Origin of the sequence: Pseudomonas mucidolens (assembly GCF_900106045.1) — a bacterium.
Taxonomy (GTDB): Bacteria; Pseudomonadota; Gammaproteobacteria; order Pseudomonadales; family Pseudomonadaceae; genus Aquipseudomonas; species Aquipseudomonas mucidolens.
Map to the genome: position 1 here is coordinate 126,997 of NZ_LT629802.1, position 19,576 is coordinate 146,572.

18 protein-coding genes and 1 pseudogene are annotated in these 19,576 nt (G+C 60.1%); 13 read left to right on the forward strand and 6 right to left on the reverse strand.

The window, feature by feature from the left end:
* Positions 1–35 precede the first annotated feature (35 nt).
* The 7 genes from mreC to tldD all read left to right on the forward strand — a co-directional run bounded on the left by mreC (position 36) and on the right by tldD (position 10,028).
* The gene (mreC, locus tag BLU75_RS00605) at positions 36–1,118 is read left to right on the forward strand and encodes a rod shape-determining protein MreC (RefSeq protein ID WP_231982698.1); all 1,083 of its coding nucleotides are present in this window, start codon (positions 36–38) and stop codon (positions 1,116–1,118) included.
* Positions 1,118–1,606, forward strand: a complete 489-nt coding sequence (mreD, locus tag BLU75_RS00610; RefSeq protein ID WP_084376316.1) for a rod shape-determining protein MreD — start codon at positions 1,118–1,120, stop codon at positions 1,604–1,606. Before mreC ends, mreD begins: the two co-directional genes overlap by 1 nt.
* 51 nt (positions 1,607–1,657) lie before the next feature.
* On the forward strand, positions 1,658–2,254 hold the full coding sequence (locus BLU75_RS00615; protein WP_084376315.1) for a Maf family protein: 597 nt from the start codon (positions 1,658–1,660) through the stop codon (positions 2,252–2,254).
* A 69-nt stretch (positions 2,255–2,323) separates the two neighbouring features.
* Positions 2,324–3,781: a ribonuclease G gene (gene rng, locus BLU75_RS00620; protein WP_084376314.1), complete on the forward strand. Its 1,458-nt coding sequence runs from the start codon at positions 2,324–2,326 to the stop codon at positions 3,779–3,781.
* 75 nt (positions 3,782–3,856) lie between these two features.
* Positions 3,857–7,672 carry a YhdP family protein gene (locus BLU75_RS00625; RefSeq protein ID WP_084376313.1) on the forward strand — a complete coding sequence of 1,272 codons (3,816 nt, stop codon included), beginning with the start codon at positions 3,857–3,859 and terminating at the stop codon, positions 7,670–7,672.
* Positions 7,673–7,720: 48 nt separating this feature from the next.
* A complete protein-coding gene (locus BLU75_RS00630) occupies positions 7,721–8,569 on the forward strand; it encodes a carbon-nitrogen hydrolase family protein (RefSeq protein WP_084376312.1) in 849 nt (282 codons plus the stop codon).
* 16 nt (positions 8,570–8,585) lie between these two features.
* Entirely contained in the window at positions 8,586–10,028 is a 1,443-nt protein-coding gene (gene tldD / locus BLU75_RS00635) for a metalloprotease TldD (protein ID WP_084376311.1), read from the forward strand.
* 45 nt (positions 10,029–10,073) lie between these two features.
* Here the strand turns inward: tldD and yjgA are convergent.
* Positions 10,074–10,596, reverse strand: a pseudogene (gene yjgA / locus BLU75_RS00640) (ribosome biogenesis factor YjgA).
* Between the two features lie 108 nt (positions 10,597–10,704).
* On the opposite strand from yjgA, the gene pmbA reads away from it, so the two are divergent.
* From pmbA to BLU75_RS00670, 6 genes are all read left to right on the forward strand, one after another.
* Positions 10,705–12,051 carry a metalloprotease PmbA gene (pmbA, locus tag BLU75_RS00645; protein ID WP_084376310.1) on the forward strand — a complete coding sequence of 449 codons (1,347 nt, stop codon included), beginning with the start codon at positions 10,705–10,707 and terminating at the stop codon, positions 12,049–12,051.
* Between the two features lie 155 nt (positions 12,052–12,206).
* Entirely contained in the window at positions 12,207–12,602 is a 396-nt protein-coding gene (locus BLU75_RS00650) for a FagA protein (protein WP_084376309.1), read from the forward strand.
* Complete coding sequence (locus tag BLU75_RS00655; protein ID WP_090221605.1) at positions 12,592–13,968, forward strand: class II fumarate hydratase; 1,377 nt, start codon at positions 12,592–12,594, stop codon at positions 13,966–13,968. The genes BLU75_RS00650 and BLU75_RS00655 overlap by 11 nt, the downstream gene beginning before the upstream one ends.
* Positions 13,969–13,995: 27 nt before the next feature.
* Positions 13,996–14,439: a hypothetical protein gene (locus BLU75_RS00660; protein ID WP_084376307.1), complete on the forward strand. Its 444-nt coding sequence runs from the start codon at positions 13,996–13,998 to the stop codon at positions 14,437–14,439.
* Between the two features lies 1 nt (position 14,440).
* On the forward strand, positions 14,441–15,052 hold the full coding sequence (locus tag BLU75_RS00665) for a superoxide dismutase (RefSeq protein WP_084376306.1): 612 nt from the start codon (positions 14,441–14,443) through the stop codon (positions 15,050–15,052).
* Positions 15,053–15,083: 31 nt separating this feature from the next.
* Complete coding sequence (locus BLU75_RS00670; protein ID WP_084376305.1) at positions 15,084–15,977, forward strand: ZIP family metal transporter; 894 nt, start codon at positions 15,084–15,086, stop codon at positions 15,975–15,977.
* A 21-nt stretch (positions 15,978–15,998) separates the two neighbouring features.
* On the opposite strand, the gene BLU75_RS00675 is transcribed toward BLU75_RS00670, so the two are convergent.
* The 5 genes from BLU75_RS00675 to BLU75_RS00695 form a co-directional block, all read right to left on the reverse strand.
* The gene (locus tag BLU75_RS00675) at positions 15,999–16,271 is read right to left on the reverse strand and encodes an HPr family phosphocarrier protein (RefSeq protein WP_084376304.1); all 273 of its coding nucleotides are present in this window, start codon (positions 16,269–16,271) and stop codon (positions 15,999–16,001) included.
* Positions 16,272–16,287: 16 nt separating this feature from the next.
* A complete protein-coding gene (rapZ, locus tag BLU75_RS00680) occupies positions 16,288–17,145 on the reverse strand; it encodes an RNase adapter RapZ (RefSeq protein ID WP_084376303.1) in 858 nt (285 codons plus the stop codon).
* A 2-nt stretch (positions 17,146–17,147) separates the two neighbouring features.
* Positions 17,148–17,612 (reverse strand): PTS IIA-like nitrogen regulatory protein PtsN, encoded by a 465-nt coding sequence (gene ptsN / locus BLU75_RS00685; protein WP_084376302.1) that lies wholly within the window; start codon positions 17,610–17,612, stop codon positions 17,148–17,150.
* A 12-nt stretch (positions 17,613–17,624) separates the two neighbouring features.
* A complete protein-coding gene (gene hpf, locus BLU75_RS00690; RefSeq protein WP_084376301.1) occupies positions 17,625–17,930 on the reverse strand; it encodes a ribosome hibernation-promoting factor, HPF/YfiA family in 306 nt (101 codons plus the stop codon).
* Positions 17,931–18,003: 73 nt separating this feature from the next.
* Complete coding sequence (locus tag BLU75_RS00695; RefSeq protein ID WP_084376300.1) at positions 18,004–19,497, reverse strand: RNA polymerase factor sigma-54; 1,494 nt, start codon at positions 19,495–19,497, stop codon at positions 18,004–18,006.
* Between the last annotated feature and the right edge of the window lie 79 nt (positions 19,498–19,576).

Consider the following 19,576-nt stretch of genomic DNA (forward strand, 5'->3'; position numbering starts at 1 on the left):
GGCCTATTAAACCGCTTTTCACCAAGGGTCCTTCGCTGGGCGTGCGCCTGTTGGTGCTGGTCGTGCTATCGGTCGCGCTGATGGTGGTCGATGCCCGCTTCACGCTGCTCAAGCCAGTGCGTAGTCAGATGTCGCTGGTGCTGATGGAGTCCTACTGGATCACCGATCTGCCGCAGCGGCTATGGCAAGGCGTGGCCAGCCAGTTTGGCAGCCGTACCGAATTGGTTGCCGAGAACGAAAAACTCAAGACTGAAAACCTGCTGTTGCAGGGACGCATGCAAAAGCTGGCGGCCCTGACCGAGCAGAACGTACGCCTGCGCGAGCTGCTCAACTCGTCGGCACTGGTCAACGAGAAGGTCGAAGTGGCCGAGTTGATCGGCATGGACCCCAACCCCTTTACCCATCGCATCATCATCAACAAGGGTGAGCGCGACGGTGTGGTCCTCGGCCAGCCGGTGCTCGATGCCCGCGGCCTGATGGGCCAGGTGGTGGAGCTGATGCCTTACACCTCCCGCGTCCTGTTACTCACCGATACCACCCACAGCATTCCGGTACAGGTCAATCGCAACGGCCTGCGCGCGATTGCCAGCGGCACCGGTAATCCTGAGCGCCTGGAGTTGCGTCACGTGGCGGATACTGCCGACATCAAGGAAGGCGACCTGCTGGTCAGCTCCGGCCTCGGCCAACGCTTTCCGGCGGGCTACCCGGTGGCGACGGTCAGGGAAGTGATCCACGATTCCGGCCAGCCGTTTGCGATTGTGCGCGCCGTACCCACCGCCGCGTTGAATCGCAGCCGTTATCTGCTGCTGGTGTTCAGCGACAGCCGCACCCCCGAAGAGCGCGCCAATGAAGCGGCCGTAGCCCAGGAAGCGGAAGACCGACAGAACGGCATTGCGCCCGCTGTCCCGACCACTGGCTCTGACTCGGTTGCACCGACGGCGCCTGCGGCGACTCCTGTGACACCCGCCACGCCCGCGGCCCCGGGCACCGCGCCGGCCGGACCTGCAGTCCGCAACGCGCCCCCGGCCAGCCCCGCAACGGCTACGCCCGCCGCCGCGCCCGCCGCCACTCGACCTGCCGCGCCCGCACCGGCAACCACTCGGCAGAGGGAGGAATAATGGCCGGTACTCATTCGCGCAATGGCTGGATTGTCTGGCTGACCTTCGTCATCGGCCTGCTGCTCAGCGTCTCGCCGCTGCCGCAATTCATGGAAATCCTGCGTCCGCTGTGGCTCGCCTTGCTGTTGGCGTTCTGGTCCCTGGCGTTGCCTCACAAGGTCGGCATGGTTACCGCCATGTGCCTCGGGCTGGCGGAGGACGTGCTGTATGGCACGCTGCTGGGGCAGAATGCGTTGATCCTGACCCTGATTACTTTTCTGGTGCTGTCGTTGCAGCAACGTTTGCGCATGTTCCCGATGTGGCAACAGTCGCTGGTGATCCTGGTCATCTTCGGTCTGGCCCAACTGGTGCAACTGTGGCTAAGCGCGTTGACCGGCAACCGTCAACCGACGCTGGCGCTGGTCTTGCCCGCCTTGGTCAGTGCGCTGCTGTGGCCCTGGATCAGCTTTGGTCTGCGTGGTCTGTGCCGTCGCTATAAAATAAACTGAGTGGATTGCGAGGCTCTGCCTGGTTATCGAACCCCACAGGGAGAGTCTGCAATGAGTTCGCTTTATTTGGCTTCTGGCTCACCTCGACGGCGGGAGCTGCTGACACAGATCGGTGTCCCTTTCAGCGTGGTCAGCGCCTCGATCGATGAGACACCGCTGATAGGCGAATCGCCTGCTTGCTACGTCGAACGCCTCGCTTGCGGCAAGGCGAAGGCGGGCCTGGCAGCGCTTGCCGAGATTTCCGGTGTTTGTGTGCTGGGCGCTGATACCGCGGTCATCCTCGACGGGCAGATCCTCGGCAAACCTCTGGATCAAGCCGACGCCCACGCCATGTTGCTGGCTCTTTCTGATCGTGAACATGAAGTCCTGACGGCGATTGCCGTGCTGAATGACCAGCGATGCGTGACGCGCCTGGTCAGCAGTCGCGTGCGCTTTCGCTCGATTTCGGCGCAGGAAGCCACCACGTATTGGCACAGTGGGGAGCCTCAGGACAAGGCCGGAAGCTATGCTATCCAGGGCTTGGCGGCGGTGTTCGTCACTGGGCTCAACGGTAGTTACTCTGCCGTGGTCGGTCTGCCGATTTGCGAAACAGCAGAACTGCTGGCCGATTTCGGCATACCCTGTTGGCAACACCTTTCCATGCGCTAAACGCCGTATTTCAGCGCTACACCCAAGCGATCGGCCACTATTGTGAAAACGCCTGAACGAGACCCAGCCATGAGTGAAGAGATTCTGATCAATATCACGCCGATGGAATCGCGCGTGGCGGTGGTAGAAAACGGTGTTTTGCAGGAAGTGCATGTCGAGCGCACCCAGAAGCGTGGGATCGTCGGCAATATTTACAAAGGCAAGGTCGTACGGGTGCTGCCGGGGATGCAGGCGGCCTTTGTCGATATCGGCCTGGACCGCGCGGCGTTTATCCATGCTTCAGAAATATCCCTGCGTGAAGGCTCGGCGGTCGAGAGCATCAGCGCCCTGGTCCACGAAGGGCAGAGCCTGGTGGTGCAAGTCACCAAGGACCCGATCGGTTCCAAAGGCGCGCGGTTGACCACGCAACTCTCGATTCCCTCGCGCTACCTGGTGTACATGCCGCGCACCGCCCATGTCGGCATTTCATTGAAAATCGAAGATGAAGCCGAGCGTGAGCGCCTGAAAAAGGTGGTCAGCGACTGCGTGGCGGCAGAAGGCATCAAAGAGGCCGGTGGCTTTATCCTGCGCACGGCCGCGGAGGGCGCCGGCGCCGATGAAATCCTGATGGACATTCGCTACCTGCGTCGCCTTTGGGACCAGATCGGCGCCCAGATCAAGACCGTCGGCGCGCCGAGTGTCATTTATGAAGACCTGGGGCTGGCCCTGCGTACCCTGCGGGACCTGGTCAGCCCCAAGATCGAGAAAATTCGCATCGACTCGCGGGAAACCTTCCAGCGCACGACGCAATTTGTTGCTGAGCTGATGCCGGAAATTGCTGACCGCCTCGAGCACTATCCAGGCGAGCGACCCATCTTTGATCTGTATGGTGTCGAGGATGAGATCCAGAAAGCCCTGGAACGCAAGGTGCCGCTCAAGTCCGGTGGTTACCTGGTGGTGGACCCGGCCGAAGCCATGAGCACTATCGATGTGAATACCGGCGCTTTCGTCGGTCATCGCAACCTTGAAGAAACCATCTTCAAGACCAACCTCGAGGCCGCCACGGCCATCGCCCGCCAACTGCGCCTGCGCAATCTGGGTGGAATCATCATCATCGACTTCATCGACATGGAAGATGAAGATCACCAGCGGCAGGTACTGCGCACGCTCGAGAAACAACTGGAGCGTGATCACGCCAAGACCAACATCATTGGCATCACCGAGTTGGGCCTGGTGCAGATGACCCGCAAGCGCACGCGCGAAAGCCTGGAGCAAGTGCTGTGTGAACCCTGCAGCAGTTGCCAGGGGCGCGGCAAGTTGAAAACCCCGGAAACGGTTTGCTACGAGATTTTCCGGGAAATCTTGCGCGAGGCGCGCGCCTATCAGGCCGAGGGCTATAGAGTTCTGGCTAACCAGAAGGTGGTTGATCGATTGCTCGATGAGGAGTCGGGCAACGTCGCGGAGCTGGAAGTTTTTATTGGCCGAACCATTCGCTTTCAGGTCGAAACCATGTATTCCCAGGAACAATACGACGTGGTGCTGCTCTGATCCGCATCCGTCCTTTTCAACGAGACCGGCAGACCTTGATCTGCCGTCCGCCTATTACTTTGAGGGTCGCCTGACATGGAGCGTCTGCTACGCTTTTTTGCCGCACTGACCCGTTGGGGCCTTGGCCTCTGTGCGCTGCTGCTGGTATTGGCGGCGGTCTATGTCAGCCTGGGCCGTGAGCTGACACCACTGGTGGCTGAATACCGCGCGGACATCGAGAGCAAGGCGCAGGCCGCGGTCGGTATGCCGGTGAACATCGGCAGCCTGGAAGGGCGCTGGAGCGGTTTTACCCCGCTGTTGCTGGCCCATGACGTGATGGTCGGCGAGGGCAGCAGCGCGCTGCGGCTGGACCAGGTGCAAGTGGTGCCGGATCTGTGGGCCAGCCTGCTGGCGTGGGATGTGCGTATCGCGCATCTGCAGGTCAGCGGCCTGCAGGTCAGCGTCAAGGAAGACCAGGACGGCCATTGGGCCTTGCAAGGTTTGCCAATCCAGGACGAGCAGCCTCTGGACCCCGAGCAATTGCTCCAGCGGATGCAGCAGGTTGCGCAGGTTTCGGTGCTCGACAGCCAAGTGACCTTGCTGGCGTTCGAACAGCCTTCATTGACCCTGACTTATGTGGGTCTGAGCCTGAAAACCGGTGCTGCGCGACAGCGCCTCGATGCGCGCATGACCTTACCCGACGGTCAGCCTTTGGCCCTCAATGTACGCAGCCGGATTCGCGCCAGCCAATGGAAGGACGCTGAAATCCAGGCTTACCTGAGTATGCCCCAGAGTAACTGGGCGAAATGGATTCCGGCGAAACTGACCCGGCAGTGGAAGTTAACGGAACTGCAAGCCGGCGGCGAGTTCTGGCTGACCTGGGGGCAAGGCACCGTACAAAGCGCCGCTGTGCGCCTCAACGCGGCGCAACTGAAGGGCCGTTATGCTCAGCGTAAACCCGCGCATATCGAGAACCTGGCCCTGACCGCTTACCTGCAGCGCAGCGAAGGTGGGCTCAAGGTGCTGTTCAATTCGCTGGCGATGAACCTGGGCGAAACTCGTTGGGAGACGCGCCTGCAGTTGCAGCAAACCCTGGCCACGGATACGGCGCAGGAAACCTGGCGCTTGCAGGCTGATCGTCTGGATCTGACCCCGATTACCCCGTTGCTCAACGCTCTGGCGCCCTTGCCGGACGCTGCGGCGACGGCGGTCGAACACCTCAAGGCCAGCGGCATGCTGCGCAACGTGGTGGTCGATTACCGTCCTCAGGACACCGGCGACCAGCGGGTCAGCTTTGCCGCCAACCTCGAGCGAGTGGGGTTTGATGCTTATTTCGGCGCGCCCGCCGCCCGCAACGTCAGCGGCAGCATCAGTGGCGATCTGGGCCAGGGCGAGTTGCGCATGGACAGCAAGGATTTTTCCTTGCATCTGTTTCCGATATTCGCCAAACCGTGGCAATACATCCAGGCCAACGCCCGCTTGACCTGGAAGCTCGACAAGCAAGGTTTCACACTGATTGCGCCGTACATCAAGGTGCTGGGAGAGGAGGGCAAGATTGCCGCTGACTTCCTGATTCGCCTGCATTTCGATCATCGCCAGGAAGACTATATGGACCTGCGGGTCGGCATGGTCGATGGCGACGGACGTTTCACCTCCAAATACCTGCCGGCGGTGTTGAGCCCGGCGCTGGATGAGTGGCTGCGCACTGCGATTCTGAAAGGTGCGGTCGACGAAGGTTTCTTCCAGTATCAGGGTTCGCTGAACCATGACGCGGTGACGGCCGCGCGCAATATCAGTCTGTTCTTCAAGGTGCATGATGCCGAACTGGCGTTCCAGCCAGGCTGGCCGCATGTCAGCAAGGTCGACGGCGAAGTGTTCGTCGAAGAGACCGGCGTGCGCATCCTGGCCAGTAAAGGCCAATTGCTCGACACTCGGGTCAAGGATATCTACGTCAATATTCCTCACGCGCCCGCCGGCCAAGACAGCCATTTATTGCTTACCGGTGGATTTTCCGGTGGGCTGGGGGATGGCCTGAAAATCCTTCAGGAGGCCCCGATAGGCACGGCTTCGACCTTTGCCGGTTGGAAAGGCGAGGGCAAGCTGCAAGGCTCCCTCAATCTGGATGTGCCATTGGAAAAGGGCGCCGACCCAAAGATCGTGGTCGACTTCAAGACCGACAAGGCGCGACTGCAACTGGCCGAGCCGACGCTGGACCTGAGTCAGCTCAAGGGTGAGTTCCGCTTCGACAGTGCCAAGGGCTTGAGCGGCAAGAACATCAGCGCCCAAGCGTTTGATCGTCCGATTACGGCGCAGATTTTCGCCGATGGCAAACCCGGCAATATCAGCACCCGGGTCGCCGCCAAGGGCCAGGTGACGGTCAAGCGCCTCACCGATTGGCTGAAGGTCAGCCAGCCGCTGCCGGTCTCCGGCGATATTCCGTATCAACTGCAACTCAACCTGGACGGCGCCGACAGTCAATTGATGGTCAGTTCCAGTCTCAAGGGGGTGGCGGTGGACTTGCCGGCGCCTTTCGGCATGGCCGCCAATCAAGGTCGCGACAGCGTATTTCGCATGACCCTGCAAGGCGCAGAACGGCGTTACTGGTTCGATTATGGCGAACTGGCGAACTTTACCTTCGCGGCGCCTGCGGATAATTTTACCCAGGGGCGTGGTGAGTTGTTCCTCGGTGATGGCGATGCCTTGCTGCCTGGCGGCAAGGGACTGCGCATCCGGGGTGTTTTGTCCGAGCTGGACATCGATCCGTGGAAGAAGTTGGTGGATCGCTATGCCGGCAACGACCCGGGCGGTGACGCCAAGCAACTGCTCAGCGGCGCTGATTTCAAGGTCGGCAAGTTGACAGGATTTGGCACCGAGCTAGACCAGGTCAGTCTGCATCTTGCGCGTAAACCCGCCGCCTGGGGCCTGCGAGTCGACAGTCAGCAAGCCAAGGGCACCGTCGGGCTGCCGGATGCCAAGGGCGCGCCGATTGCGGTCGATTTGCAGTACGTGAAGCTGCCGGCGGTCGATCCCACCGTACAGACCGATGAAAATGCGCCAGATCCGTTGGCGGACATTGATCCCAAGGGCATTCCGGCACTGGATATCGCGGTTGATCAGTTGTTCCAGGGACCTGACTTGATCGGGGCCTGGTCACTCAAGGTTCGACCCACCGCTAAAGGACTGGCGTTCAATAATCTCGACCTGGGTCTCAAGGGCATGCAGCTTAAAGGCGCCGGAGGCTGGGAAGGTGCGCCGGGCGCCAGCAGCAGTTGGTACAAGGGACGCCTGAACGGCAAGAACATCGCCGATGTGCTCAAGGGCTGGGGCTTTGCGCCTACCGTGACCAGTGAGAGTTTCCATCTGGACGTCGACGGGCGTTGGCCGGGATCGCCTGCCTGGGTGGGGCCAAAGCGTTTCTCCGGGAGTCTGGATGCGAGTTTCCACAAAGGTCAGTTCGTCGAAGTGGAGGGCGGTGCCCAGGCGTTGCGAGTGTTTGGCTTGCTGAACTTCAATTCGATCGGCCGGCGCTTGCGCCTGGACTTCTCCGACCTGTTGGGTAAAGGCTTGAGTTACGACCGGGTCAAAGGACTACTGGCCGCGAGTGACGGTGTGTTTGTGACCCGTGAACCCATCACGCTGACTGGACCCTCGAGCAATCTGGAGCTTAACGGCACCCTGGATATGGTGGCTGATCGCGTCGATGCCAAATTGCTGGTGACGTTGCCAGTCACGAATAACTTGCCGATTGCCGCGCTGATCGTCGGCGCGCCCGCCATTGGTGGTGCGTTGTTCCTGATCGATAAGCTGATCGGTGATCGGGTTTCGCGTTTCGCCAGCGTCCAGTACAAGGTGGAAGGTCCATGGAAAGACCCGAAAATCACGTTCGACAAGCCATTTGAAAAACCACGCTGAGCGCCTGTGGAGTAGCATGGCCTCATGCCTTCTATGGAGTGCTGATCCATGACCTTTGCAGTTATTCAGATGGTCAGCCAGAGCGATGTGCCGGCCAACCTGGCTCAGGCCCGGCGGCTGCTGGAACACGCGGCAGCGGGTGGGGCGCGACTGGCGGTGTTGCCGGAGAACTTTGCCGCGATGGGCCGTCGCGATGTGGCCGATATCGGGCGTGCCGAAGCCTTGGGCGAAGGCCCTGTCCTGCCGTGGTTGAAACAGACCGCTCGCGACCTCAACTTATGGATAGTGGCCGGCACGTTGCCGCTGCCACCATTGGATCAGCCGCACGCCAAGCCCAACGCCTGCTCGTTGTTGATCGACGCGCAAGGCCAGACGGTCGCCCGTTATGACAAACTGCACTTGTTCGATGTCGACGTGGCGGATGCGCGAGGTCGTTACCGTGAATCCGACGACTATGCTTACGGCGCTCGCGTGGTGGTGGCGGACACGCCGGTAGGGCGGCTGGGCCTGACGGTCTGCTACGACCTGCGCTTCCCGGAGCTGTACGGCGAATTGCGTGCCGCGGGTGCTGAATTGATTAGCGCGCCGTCGGCGTTTACCGCGGTAACGGGAGCGGCGCATTGGGATGTGCTGATTCGGGCCCGCGCCATCGAGACTCAGTGTTACGTGCTGGCGGCCGCTCAAGGTGGTGTCCACCCAGGGCCACGGGAAACCTACGGACATGGCGCGATCATCGACCCTTGGGGACGCGTGCTGTCGCAACAGGATCAGGGCGAAGCGGTGTTGTTGGCCGAACGCGATAGCAATGAACAGGCGTCGATACGGGCGCGCATGCCGGTGGCAGACCACCGGCGCTTTTTCTCGCAGGGCGCACAGCGGCCTGCTTCAGAACGATGAATTTAAGGCCAAACCTATGAGCGAGTTGTTGTCCTCAGTCAGTGAACACCTCCTGGCGCCCGGTGGCGTGACCATCGAAAACCTGCAAACCGTGCTGGGTGACCTGGCTGGCCCCGGTATCGATGCGGCAGACCTGTATTTCCAGGGGCAGATTTCCGAGTCCTGGTCCCTGGAAGACGGGATCGTCAAGGAAGGCAGCTTCAACCTCGACCAAGGGGTGGGCGTGCGTGCGCAATCGGGCGAGAAGACCGGATTTGCCTACAGCAACGCTATTACCCTTGAAGCCCTGGGGCTGGCTGCTCGCGCTGCGCGGTCGATCTCCCGCGCCGGGCAGAACGGTACCGTGCAGGCATTCAGTACCCAGGATGTGACGCAGTTGTACGGCGCCGACAACCCGCTGGAGGTGATCAGCCGTGCGGAAAAGGTCGAGTTGCTCAAACGTGTGGATGCCGCGACCCGCGCCCTGGACCCGCGTATTCAGCAAGTGAGCGTGAGCATGGCTGGCGTCTGGGAGCGCATCCTGGTGGCGTCGACCGATGGTGGCCTGGCGGCGGATGTGCGGCCGCTGGTGCGCTTCAACGTCAGCGTGATCGTCGAGCAGAACGGACGACGCGAGCGTGGCGGGCATGGCGGCGGCGGGCGCACGGATTATCGTTATTTCCTCACCGACGACCGCGCCATGGGTTATGCCCGTGAAGCGCTGCGTCAGGCGTTGGTCAACTTGGAAGCGATTCCCGCGCCGGCGGGGACGTTGCCGGTGGTGTTGGGGTCCGGCTGGTCCGGCGTCCTGCTCCACGAAGCGGTGGGTCATGGCCTGGAAGGTGACTTCAACCGCAAAGGCAGTTCGGCCTACAGCGGTCGCATGGGTGAAAGCGTTGCGTCCAAGCTCTGCACCATCGTCGATGACGGCACCCTGGCCGGTCGTCGAGGCTCCTTGAGTGTGGACGATGAAGGCACGCCGACCGAATGCACCACCTTGATTGAAAACGGTGTACTCAAGGGTTACATGCAAGACAAACTCAACGCCCGCCTGATGGGCGTGGCGCGCACCGGCAATGGCCGTCGTGAGTCCTACGCGCATCTGCCGATGCCGCGCATGACCAACACCTACATGCTCGGTGGTGAAAGCGATCCGGCGGAAATCATCGCCTCGGTGAAGCGTGGCATCTACTGCGCCAACCTCGGCGGCGGCCAGGTGGACATCACCAGCGGCAAGTTCGTGTTCTCCACCAGCGAGGCGTATTTGATCGAGGACGGCAAGATCACGGCGCCGGTCAAGGGGGCAACGCTGATTGGCAATGGTCCGGAAGCCATGAGCAAGGTGTCGATGGTCGGTAACGACCTGTCGTTGGACAGTGGCGTGGGCACGTGCGGCAAAGATGGACAGTCGGTGCCGGTGGGTGTCGGCCAGCCAACGCTGAAGATTGATGCGATCACCGTGGGTGGCACGGGGTCGTAGGGCAGGGAGCTTCGGGTGGCGAAGATCGCCACCCGGGGAAGAGCATCAGCGCAGGCCGCGTTGAGTCTCGTCCAGCTCACGGATGTACTTGAATATTTTACGGCTGGAGGCCGGCGCCTTGTTTTGCGCCAGTTCGTGCTGGGCCTGACGGATCATCGAGCGCAGTTGCTGGCGATCGGTATCCGGGTAGTCCACGACGAATTTCTCCAGTACCGCGTCATCACCCGAGATCAGGCGGTCACGCCAACGCTCCAGGTTGTGGAAGCGTTCGTTGTACTGGCGAGTGGAGGCATCCAGTTGGTCGAGCAAGGTCAAAATGGCGTCAGTGTCCTGGTCGCGCATCAGCTTGCCGATAAATTGCAGGTGCCGTTTACGCGCGATATTCGCGGTGTGCTTGGGGGGCATCGTCCAGAGCCCGGCGCAAGGCGTCGGTCAATGGCAGTTTTGCACACAAGTCAGGCTTGAGTGTTGTAAGGCGCTCGCCGAGGTCAGCCAGAGCATGCAGCTCTCGTTTGACCTGGGATTTGCTTTTCTCCCCATCGAGGGAGTCGTCGTAAGAATCAACCATGGTGGCAGTCCGCAAAGAAACGCCGCCATGATAACCAGTCGGGGGCCGCTTGTCCGGCCCGGTCGCTCGAAGGCCTTAACCGAAAGCAGAATTTGAGTGGAGAAAACCATGAGTGCAACCCAAAGCGTCGGTCCGCAAGCATTACCGGCACTGCAGGAACAAGTCGAGCAGATCCTGGCCGAGGCCAAGCGCCAGGGCGCCAGTGCCTGTGAAGTGGCGGTGTCCCTTGAGCAAGGGTTGTCGACGTCGGTCCGCCAGCGGGAAGTGGAAACCGTTGAGTTCAATCGTGACCAGGGGTTCGGTATCACCCTGTATGCGGGGCAGCGCAAGGGTTCTGCCAGCACGTCGGCCAGCGGTCCGGAAGCGATTCGCGAAACCGTCGCGGCGGCCTTGGCGATTGCCAAGCACACCTCTGAAGACGCTGCATCAGGCTTGGCGGACGCTGCCTTGATGGCGCGCGATTTGAAAGACTTCGATCTGTTTCACGCTTGGGACATCACTCCGGAGCAGGCGATTGAGCAGGCGCTGACCTGTGAAGCGGCTGCGTTCGATACCGATAGCCGGATCAAGAATGCCGACGGCACGACACTGAGCACCCATCAAGGCTGCCGGGTGTATGGCAACAGTCATGGGTTTATCGGCGGCTACGCGTCGACGCGCCATAGCTTGAGCTGCGTAATGATTGCCGAAGCCGATGGCCAGATGCAGCGTGATTACTGGTATGACGTCAGCCGCCAGGGTGAATTGCTGGCTGATCCTGTGAGCATTGGCCAGCGTGCGGCACAACGTACAGCCAGTCGCCTGGGCGCGCGTCCGGTGCCGACGTGTGAGGTACCGGTGCTATTTTCGGCTGAATTGGCCGGCGGCTTGTTCGGCAGTTTTCTGGGAGCGATCTCCGGGGGCAATCTTTATCGCAAGTCGTCTTTCCTTGAAGGCGCGCTGGGTGAAAGGCTGTTTCCCGAGTGGCTGACCATTGATGAGCGTCCGCACTTGATGCGTGCCATGGGCAGCTCGGCATTTGACGGTGATGGCCTGGCGACCTACGCCAAGCCGTTCGTCGAGAACGGTGAGTTGGTGTCCTACGTGCTGGGCACCTACGCCGGACGCAAGCTTGGTTTACCGAGCACCGCCAACGCGGGTGGCGTGCACAACCTGTTCGTGACCCATGGTGAGGAAGATCAGGCAGCGCTGCTGCGACGCATGGGGCGCGGCTTGTTGGTGACCGAATTGATGGGACACGGCCTGAATATGGTGACGGGCGATTATTCCCGTGGCGCGGCCGGTTTCTGGGTTGAAAATGGCGAAATCCAGTTCGCTGTCCAGGAAGTGACCATCGCCGGGAATATGCGCGACATGTTCAAGCAGATCATTGCGGTCGGCAACGACCTCGAGCTGCGCAGCAATATCCGCACCGGCTCAGTATTGATCGAGCGAATGACCGTCGCCGGCAGCTGAACCTCGATGCGATAGATACAAGCGCGCCACCCAGTTGGGTGGCGCGCTTTTTTTTGCTGGAAATTCCGTAGGACAGACAAGCGCGCAGACGCTAAGCTTGTTTTGATTCTCAATATCATTTAATAATGAATATCATTATTGAATGAGCGCGGATCATGAGTTCTGTCCTGCACGAGGATCCCTACCTGGAAAGCTGGCGCTGGATGAGTCGCCAGATTCGCTGTGGACTCGATCCTGACGAACCGCGCCTGATCGAACACTATTTGAGCGAAGGTCGTTATTTGGCCTGCTGCACGGCGACCCATCCCTGGACCATCGCCGAGACTTCGTTTCGTTTGCTGCTCGACACCGCGACGGATGTGGCGTTGCCCTGGCACTGGCGCTCCCTGTGCCTGGATCAGGCCTGGCGCCCGCTGCGCGACCTGGAAGCGCTCTCTCGCTGTGCCTGCCGCCTCAAGCGCTGGCAGACCTTTGCCTGGCAGCTTGCGAGGTGTGAGTTGCTGCCCACGATTTCCCACTCTGACCTGGTGCAAGGATCTTCTGATGATTAACCGTATCGAACGCGACAGCATGGGCGAACTGCAAGTACCCGCTGACGCGCTGTATGGCGCTCAAACGCAACGCGCGGTGAACAACTTTCCCATCAGTCATCAACGTATGCCGGCGCAATTCATCCGTGCCCTGATCCTCGCAAAAACCGCGGCAGCCAAGGCCAACGTCGACCTCAAGCAGATTGGCGAAGCGCAGGGCAAAGCCATTGTCGATGCCGCCCAGGGGCTGCTGGAAGGTAATTTCATGCAGCACTTCCCGGTGGATATCTTCCAGACTGGCTCCGGTACCAGTTCCAACATGAACGCCAATGAAGTGATTGCGACGCTGGCCAGCCGCCTGCTGGGCGAACCGATCAATCCCAACGATCATGTCAACTGTGGGCAGAGCAGCAACGACATCATTCCTACGACCATCCATGTCAGTGCGGCACTGGTGCTGCACGAGCAAACCCTGCCGGCATTGTTGCACCTGGTGCAGGTCATCGAGCGCAAGGCGCAGGAGGTGCATCCGTTCATCAAGACTGGCCGTACCCACCTGATGGATGCCATGCCCGTACGCATGAGTCAGGTGCTCAACGGCTGGGCGCAGCAGCTCAAGGCCAATATCGGTCATTTGCAGGACTTGCTGCCGAGCTTGCAGGCCCTGGCACAGGGCGGTACGGCGGTGGGCACCGGGATCAACGCGCACCCTGAGTTCGCCGCGCGGTTCAGCCAGCAACTGAGCAACTTGACCCATGTGCAATTCACGCCGGGCAAGAACCTGTTTGCCTTGATTGGTTCGCAGGACACTGCCGTTGCCGTCTCCGGCCAGCTCAAGGCCACCGCCGTATCGTTGATGAAGATTGCCAACGATCTGCGCTGGATGAACTCGGGCCCGCTTGCCGGGCTTGGTGAAATTGAGCTGGAAGGCCTGCAACCCGGCTCCTCGATCATGCCGGGCAAGGTCAATCCGGTGATTCCCGAAGCTACCGCCATGGTCGCGGCGCAGGTGATCGGCAATGACACGGTGATCACTGTTGCCGGCCAGTCGGGTAATTTTGAATTGAATGTGATGCTGCCGATCATTGCTCAGAATCTGCTGGGCAGTCTGGAGTTGCTGGCCAACGTCAGCCGTCTGCTGGCCGACAAGGCGATCGCGAGCTTCAAGGTCAACGAACCCAAGCTCAAGGAAGCGCTGTCGCGTAACCCGATCCTGGTTACCGCACTCAACCCGATCATCGGTTACCAAAAAGCCGCCGAAATTGCCAAGAAAGCCTACCAGCAAGGGCGCCCGGTAATTGATGTCGCGCTTGAACACACCGATCTCCCGCGCAGCCAACTGGAAGTACTCCTGGATCCGGAAAAACTGACGGCCGGCGGCGTGTAATCACCGACCCTGCTTTGGAGGCTCACCATGGAGCACTGGAAACGCACGATCGAAAGGGCCAATCACTGCTTTATACGAGGCGAACTGGTGGATGCCCGCGAGCATTACTTGCAAGCGTTGGCCTTGGCCCAAGTGTTATTCGAGCGTTGGGGTGATGCCGACGAAGCAGTCGCGGCTTGCGTCATTTCCCACCATAACCTGGCGGATCTGCACCTGCGGCTGAATCAGCCGGAAGAAAGTGCGGAATACCTCTGTGCCATTCATCAGCATTTGCTGCAGACCATGCAGGACGCCCGATTGAAGCCGGCATTGCGCGAGGCGGCGCTGCGTCAGAGCAGCAAGACCTACGTCGAACTGTTGAACTTCATCAGTGATCACGGCGAATACCCGCGCACCTATCGCTTGCTGGGCAATCACGCGGCGCAGAGGAATGCGCCGACCCGCAGCAGCCCTACCTATGGAGCACATTGAGATGACTTACACCTTGCCCGCCTTGCCCTATGCCTACGATGCGCTGGAACCGCATATCGACGCGCAAACCATGGAGATTCACTACACTAAACACCACCAGACCTATATCAATAACCTCAACGCCGCCGTCGAAGGCACCGAGTTTGCCAGCTGGCCGGTGGAAAAACTGGTCTCCAGCGTTCAGCATTTGCCGGAACGATTGCGGGCGGCGGTGATCAATCAAGGTGGTGGCCATGCCAATCACTCGCTGTTCTGGTCAGTGATGTCGCCCACCGGCGGCGGCAAGCCAGACGGCGCGCTGGGTAAGGCCATCGATGAACAGTTGGCGGGCTATGAGGCGTTCAAGGAGGCCTTCACCAAGGCCGCGCTGACCCGTTTCGGCAGTGGCTGGGCCTGGTTGAGCGTCACCCCGCAAAAGACCTTGGTCGTTGAAAGCAGCGGCAACCAGGACAGCCCATTGATGAACGGGAATACACCGATCCTCGGTCTGGACGTCTGGGAGCATGCTTACTACCTGCGTTATCAAAACCGTCGCCCCGAGTACATCAACGCGTTCTATAGCGTCATCAACTGGCCGGAAGTCGCCGAACGCTATCAGGCGGCCCTCGCTTAAAGCTCTCTTGGAACCAGACCTAAGGTCGACTATGGGCACTGAAATACTGGCCGACGGCCGCGTGCGAATGTTTCGGAATACGCTTGGCACGCTGCTGCTATTGGCAGGCACCGCATTGCTGGTGGCTCAAGGGCTGGCCTGGTTGGATCTGGAGCCGCGCATGCTGCGTGCCCTGCAGGGCGGCGCCCTGTGTGCCTTGGGCACCGCGCTCGGCGCGGTGCCCGTATTGGTGATCCGCCGAATGCCGTTGGCGGTGAGTGATACGTTGCTTGGCTTCGGTGCTGGCGTGATGCTGGCGGCAACCGCGTTTTCACTGATCGTGCCAGGGATTGCCGCCGCCGAAAAACTGGGGCTGACGCCCTGGGCCTCCAGTGGTCTGATCAGCTTCGGCATCATGCTGGGAGCGTTCGGGTTGTTTTTGGTGGATCGCAAGGTGTCTGGTGCCAGTCCGGATACGCTGGTGGGCACCCCCGAAAACCCGGTGGTTCCACCGCGCATTTGGTTGTTTGTGTTTGCGATCATCGCGCATAACATTCCTGAAGGCATGGCTGTGGGCGTGTCGGCAGGCGGCGGTATGCCCGATGCGGACAGTCTGGCCATGGGGATTGCGTTGCAGGACGTGCCGGAAGGCTTGGTGATCGCACTGGTGCTGGCAGGGGCGGGGATGTCGCGGTTCAAGGCGTTTCTGATCGGTGCGGCATCCGGGTTGGTGGAGCCGGTCTTTGCCATCCTCTGTGCCTGGCTGGTGAGCCTTGCGCAAATGTTATTGCCGCTGGGCCTCGCGCTGGCGGCCGGGGCGATGCTCTTGGTGGTCACGCATGAAGTCATCCCCGAATCACGGCGCAATGGCCATGACAAGCTTGCGAGCCTGGGGTTGTGTATCGGGTTCTGTCTGATGATGACAATGGATACCGCGTTGGGGTGAAACCGCTGCATTGGGGTGGGTTTACTCACCCTCGCCGAAGTAGCCGTTGATCAAATCCACCAGGGCCGTCATGGCTTCTTCTTCCCGTTCGCCTTCGGTCTTCAGGTGAATTTTGGTGCCCTTGCCCGCGGCGAGCATCATCATCGCCATGATGCTCTTGCCGTCGACCATGCTTTCCTGGGTTCTTCCCGCACGAATCTGGCAAGGAAACTGACCCGCTACCCCGACAAACTTGGCCGACGCACGAGCATGCAAGCCCAGTTTGTTGATGATTTCAATTTCCAGAGCGGGCATCGCGGGTGTGTTCCTTTCAGCTGAGGTCGCGGTGGCGGACCTGGACATTCTTGAGGTTTTTTTGCAGGACTTGACCCAGGCGTTCGGTCAGGTAGACGGAGCGGTGGTGCCCACCGGTGCAGCCAATGGCGATAGTGACATAGGCCCGATTGCTGGCGGCAAAGCGTGGCAACCATTTAAGCAGGTAACTGGAAATGTCCTGGAACATCTCTTCGACATCCGGTTGTGCGGCCAGGTACTCGGCCACCGGCTGGTCAAGGCCGGACTGCTCGCGCAGTTCCGGTTTCCAGTAGGGGTTGGGCAAGCAGCGCACGTCGAATACCAGGTCGGCATCGACGGGCATGCCTCGCTTGAAGCCAAACGACTCAACCAGAAAGGCGGTGCCCGGTTCCGGCTGGTTCAGCAGGCGCAGTTTGATGGCATCACGCAGCTGATAAAGGTTCAGGCTGGTGGTATTGATCTTGAGGTCGGCCAAGTCAATGATTGGCCCCAGCAGGTTGGTTTCGTCTTCGATGGCTTCGGCCAGCGAGCGATTTGCACTGCTCAAGGGGTGACGACGACGGGTTTCCGAGAAACGCTTGAGCAGGGTTTCTTCGTCCGCGTCCAGGTACAGCACATCGCAATGAATGTGCTTGCCGCGTACCTCTTCAAGCAGTTCCGGGAAGCGTGACAAGTGACTCGGCAGGTTGCGGGCGTCGATCGATACGGCGACCAGCGGTTGCGCCAGTTCGGTGTGGATCAGCGCCCGCTCGGCGAGCTCAGGCAGCAAGCCGGCGGGCAGGTTGTCAATGCAGTAAAAACCGTTGTCCTCAAGGACGTTGAGAGCAGTGCTTTTACCCGAGCCGGAACGCCCGCTGACGATGATCAAACGCATGATTACTGCCCGTTTTGTTCATCCAGGACAACCTGATACAGCGCCTCATTGGTCTTGGCACTGCGCAATTTGTCGCGTACATCCTTGCGGTCGAGCATGCTGGCGATCTGCCGGAGCAGTTCCAGGTGCGCATCGGTGGCCGCTTCCGGGACCAGCAACACGAACAGCAGGTCTACCGGGGCGCCATCAATGGCGTCGAAGTCGATTGGAGCGTCCAGGTGCAGCAGGGCGCTGACTGGCAGCTCGCAGCTTTTCAGTCGGCAGTGAGGGATGGCGATGCCGTTGCCAAAACCGGTGGAACCAAGTTTTTCACGGGCGATCAGGGCCTCGAAAACATCTTGCATCTCCAGTTCAGGCACTTCGCGGCTGATCAGGTTGGCAATTTGTTCGAGGGCTTTCTTTTTACTGCCACCCGACACGTTCACGAGGGAACGGCCGGGGGTCAGGATGGTTTCAAGTCGGATCATTAGGGGGGAGTGTTAGCGGCCAGAACCTTGAAGGAGGCTCTGCTGCTTTTCCTTATGCTTTTTAAGTTGGCGGTCAAGCTTGTCAGTCAAGGCATCGATTGATGCATACATGTCTTCATGCTCGGCATTGGCGACTACTTCGCCACCGGGAATCTGGAGGGTCGCCTCGATTTTCTGTTGGAGTTTATCGACCTTCATGATGACTTGCACATTGGTAATCTTGTCGAAATGACCCTCAAGCCGCTTCAGCTTCTGCTCGACGTAATCGCGCAATGGAGGGGTGACTTCTACATGGTGTCCACTGATGTTGACTTGCATACAGCTTCTCCTTCGTTGCCAGTGCATAAAGCGGCAGGCAAATGCCTGCCACTGGAACGCTGTGCCCCGCCCGTCACATCAACCGCTTACGCTCGCTGGAAGGCGCAATCCCAAGGGATTCGCGGTATTTGGCGACGGTTCGGCGGGCGACCTGAATGCCTTGTGCCTCCAGTAAACCAGCGATCTTGCTGTCACTCAACGGCTTTTTCTGATTTTCCGCGGCAACCAGTTTTTTGATGATTGCGCGGATCGCCGTGGACGAGCATTCGCCGCCTTCGGAGGTGCTGACGTGGCTGGAAAAAAAGTATTTCAACTCATAAATACCCCGTGGGGTATGCATGAATTTTTGGGTGGTCACGCGGGAAATGGTCGATTCGTGCATGCCTACCGCTTCGGCAATGTCATGCAGCACCAGCGGTTTCATCGCTTCGTCGCCGTACTCCAGGAAGCCGCGCTGGTGCTCGACGATCTGTGTGGCGACTTTCATCAGCGTCTCGTTGCGGCTTTGCAGGCTCTTGATGAACCAGCGGGCTTCTTGCAATTGATTGCGCATGAAGGTGTTGTCGGCGCTGGTGTCCGCCCGGCGAACGAAACCGGCGTATTGCGGATTCACCCGCAGGCGCGGCACTGACTCCTGGTTAAGCTCCACCAGCCAGCGTTCGTTGTCCTTGCGCACGATCACGTCGGGCACCACATATTCCGCCTCGCTGGACTCGATCTGCGAACCAGGGCGCGGGTTGAGGCTTTGCACCAGCTCGATGATCTGGCGCAGGTCATCTTCCTTGAGCTTCATGCGGCGCATCAGTTGGCTGTAGTCGCGGCCGCCCAGCAAGTCGATGTAATCAGTGACCAGGCGCTGTGCCTCGGTGAGCCACGGCGTCTTGGCGGGCAGTTGGCGCAGTTGCAGCAACAGGCATTCGCTGAGGTCGCGGGCGCCGATGCCGGCCGGTTCAAATTGCTGGATGCGGTGCAGGACGGCTTCGATTTCGTCCAGCTCGATGTCCAGTTCCGGGTCGAAAGCTTCGAGAATCTCCTCGAGGGTCTCGTCAAGGTAGCCCTGGTTATTGATGCAATCGATCAGGGTCACGGCGATCAGGCGATCGGTGTCGGACATCGGTGCCAGGTTCAGTTGCCACAGCAAGTGGCTCTGCAGGCTCTCGCCGACGGAGGTGCGGGTGGTGAAGTCCCACTCGTCATCGTCGTTGCTGGGCAGGCTGCTGGCGCTGGTCTGGTAGACGTCTTCCCAGGCAGTGTCCACGGGCAGATCATTGGGAATGCGCTCGTTCCATTCGCCCTCCTCAAGGTTATCCACCGTCGGGGCGGTTTCCTGATAGGACGGTTCCTGCACGTCAGCGTTGGGTTTTTGCTCGACGTTATCGGCCAGCGGGTCTGCGTTATCGAAGTCGTCGCCTTCTTCCTGGCGTTCGAGCATCGGATTGGACTCCAGGGCCTCCTGGATTTCCTGTTGCAGGTCCAGGGTCGACAATTGGAGCAGGCGGATGGCCTGTTGCAGCTGCGGTGTCATCGTCAGCTGCTGGCCCATTCTCAGGACTAGCGATGGTTTCATGGCAGGGGCTTAACACCTTATTCGCCGGCGCAGTGCGCCATCCACGACAGGGCGCGTGAGCGCCAAACATAAGCAAATT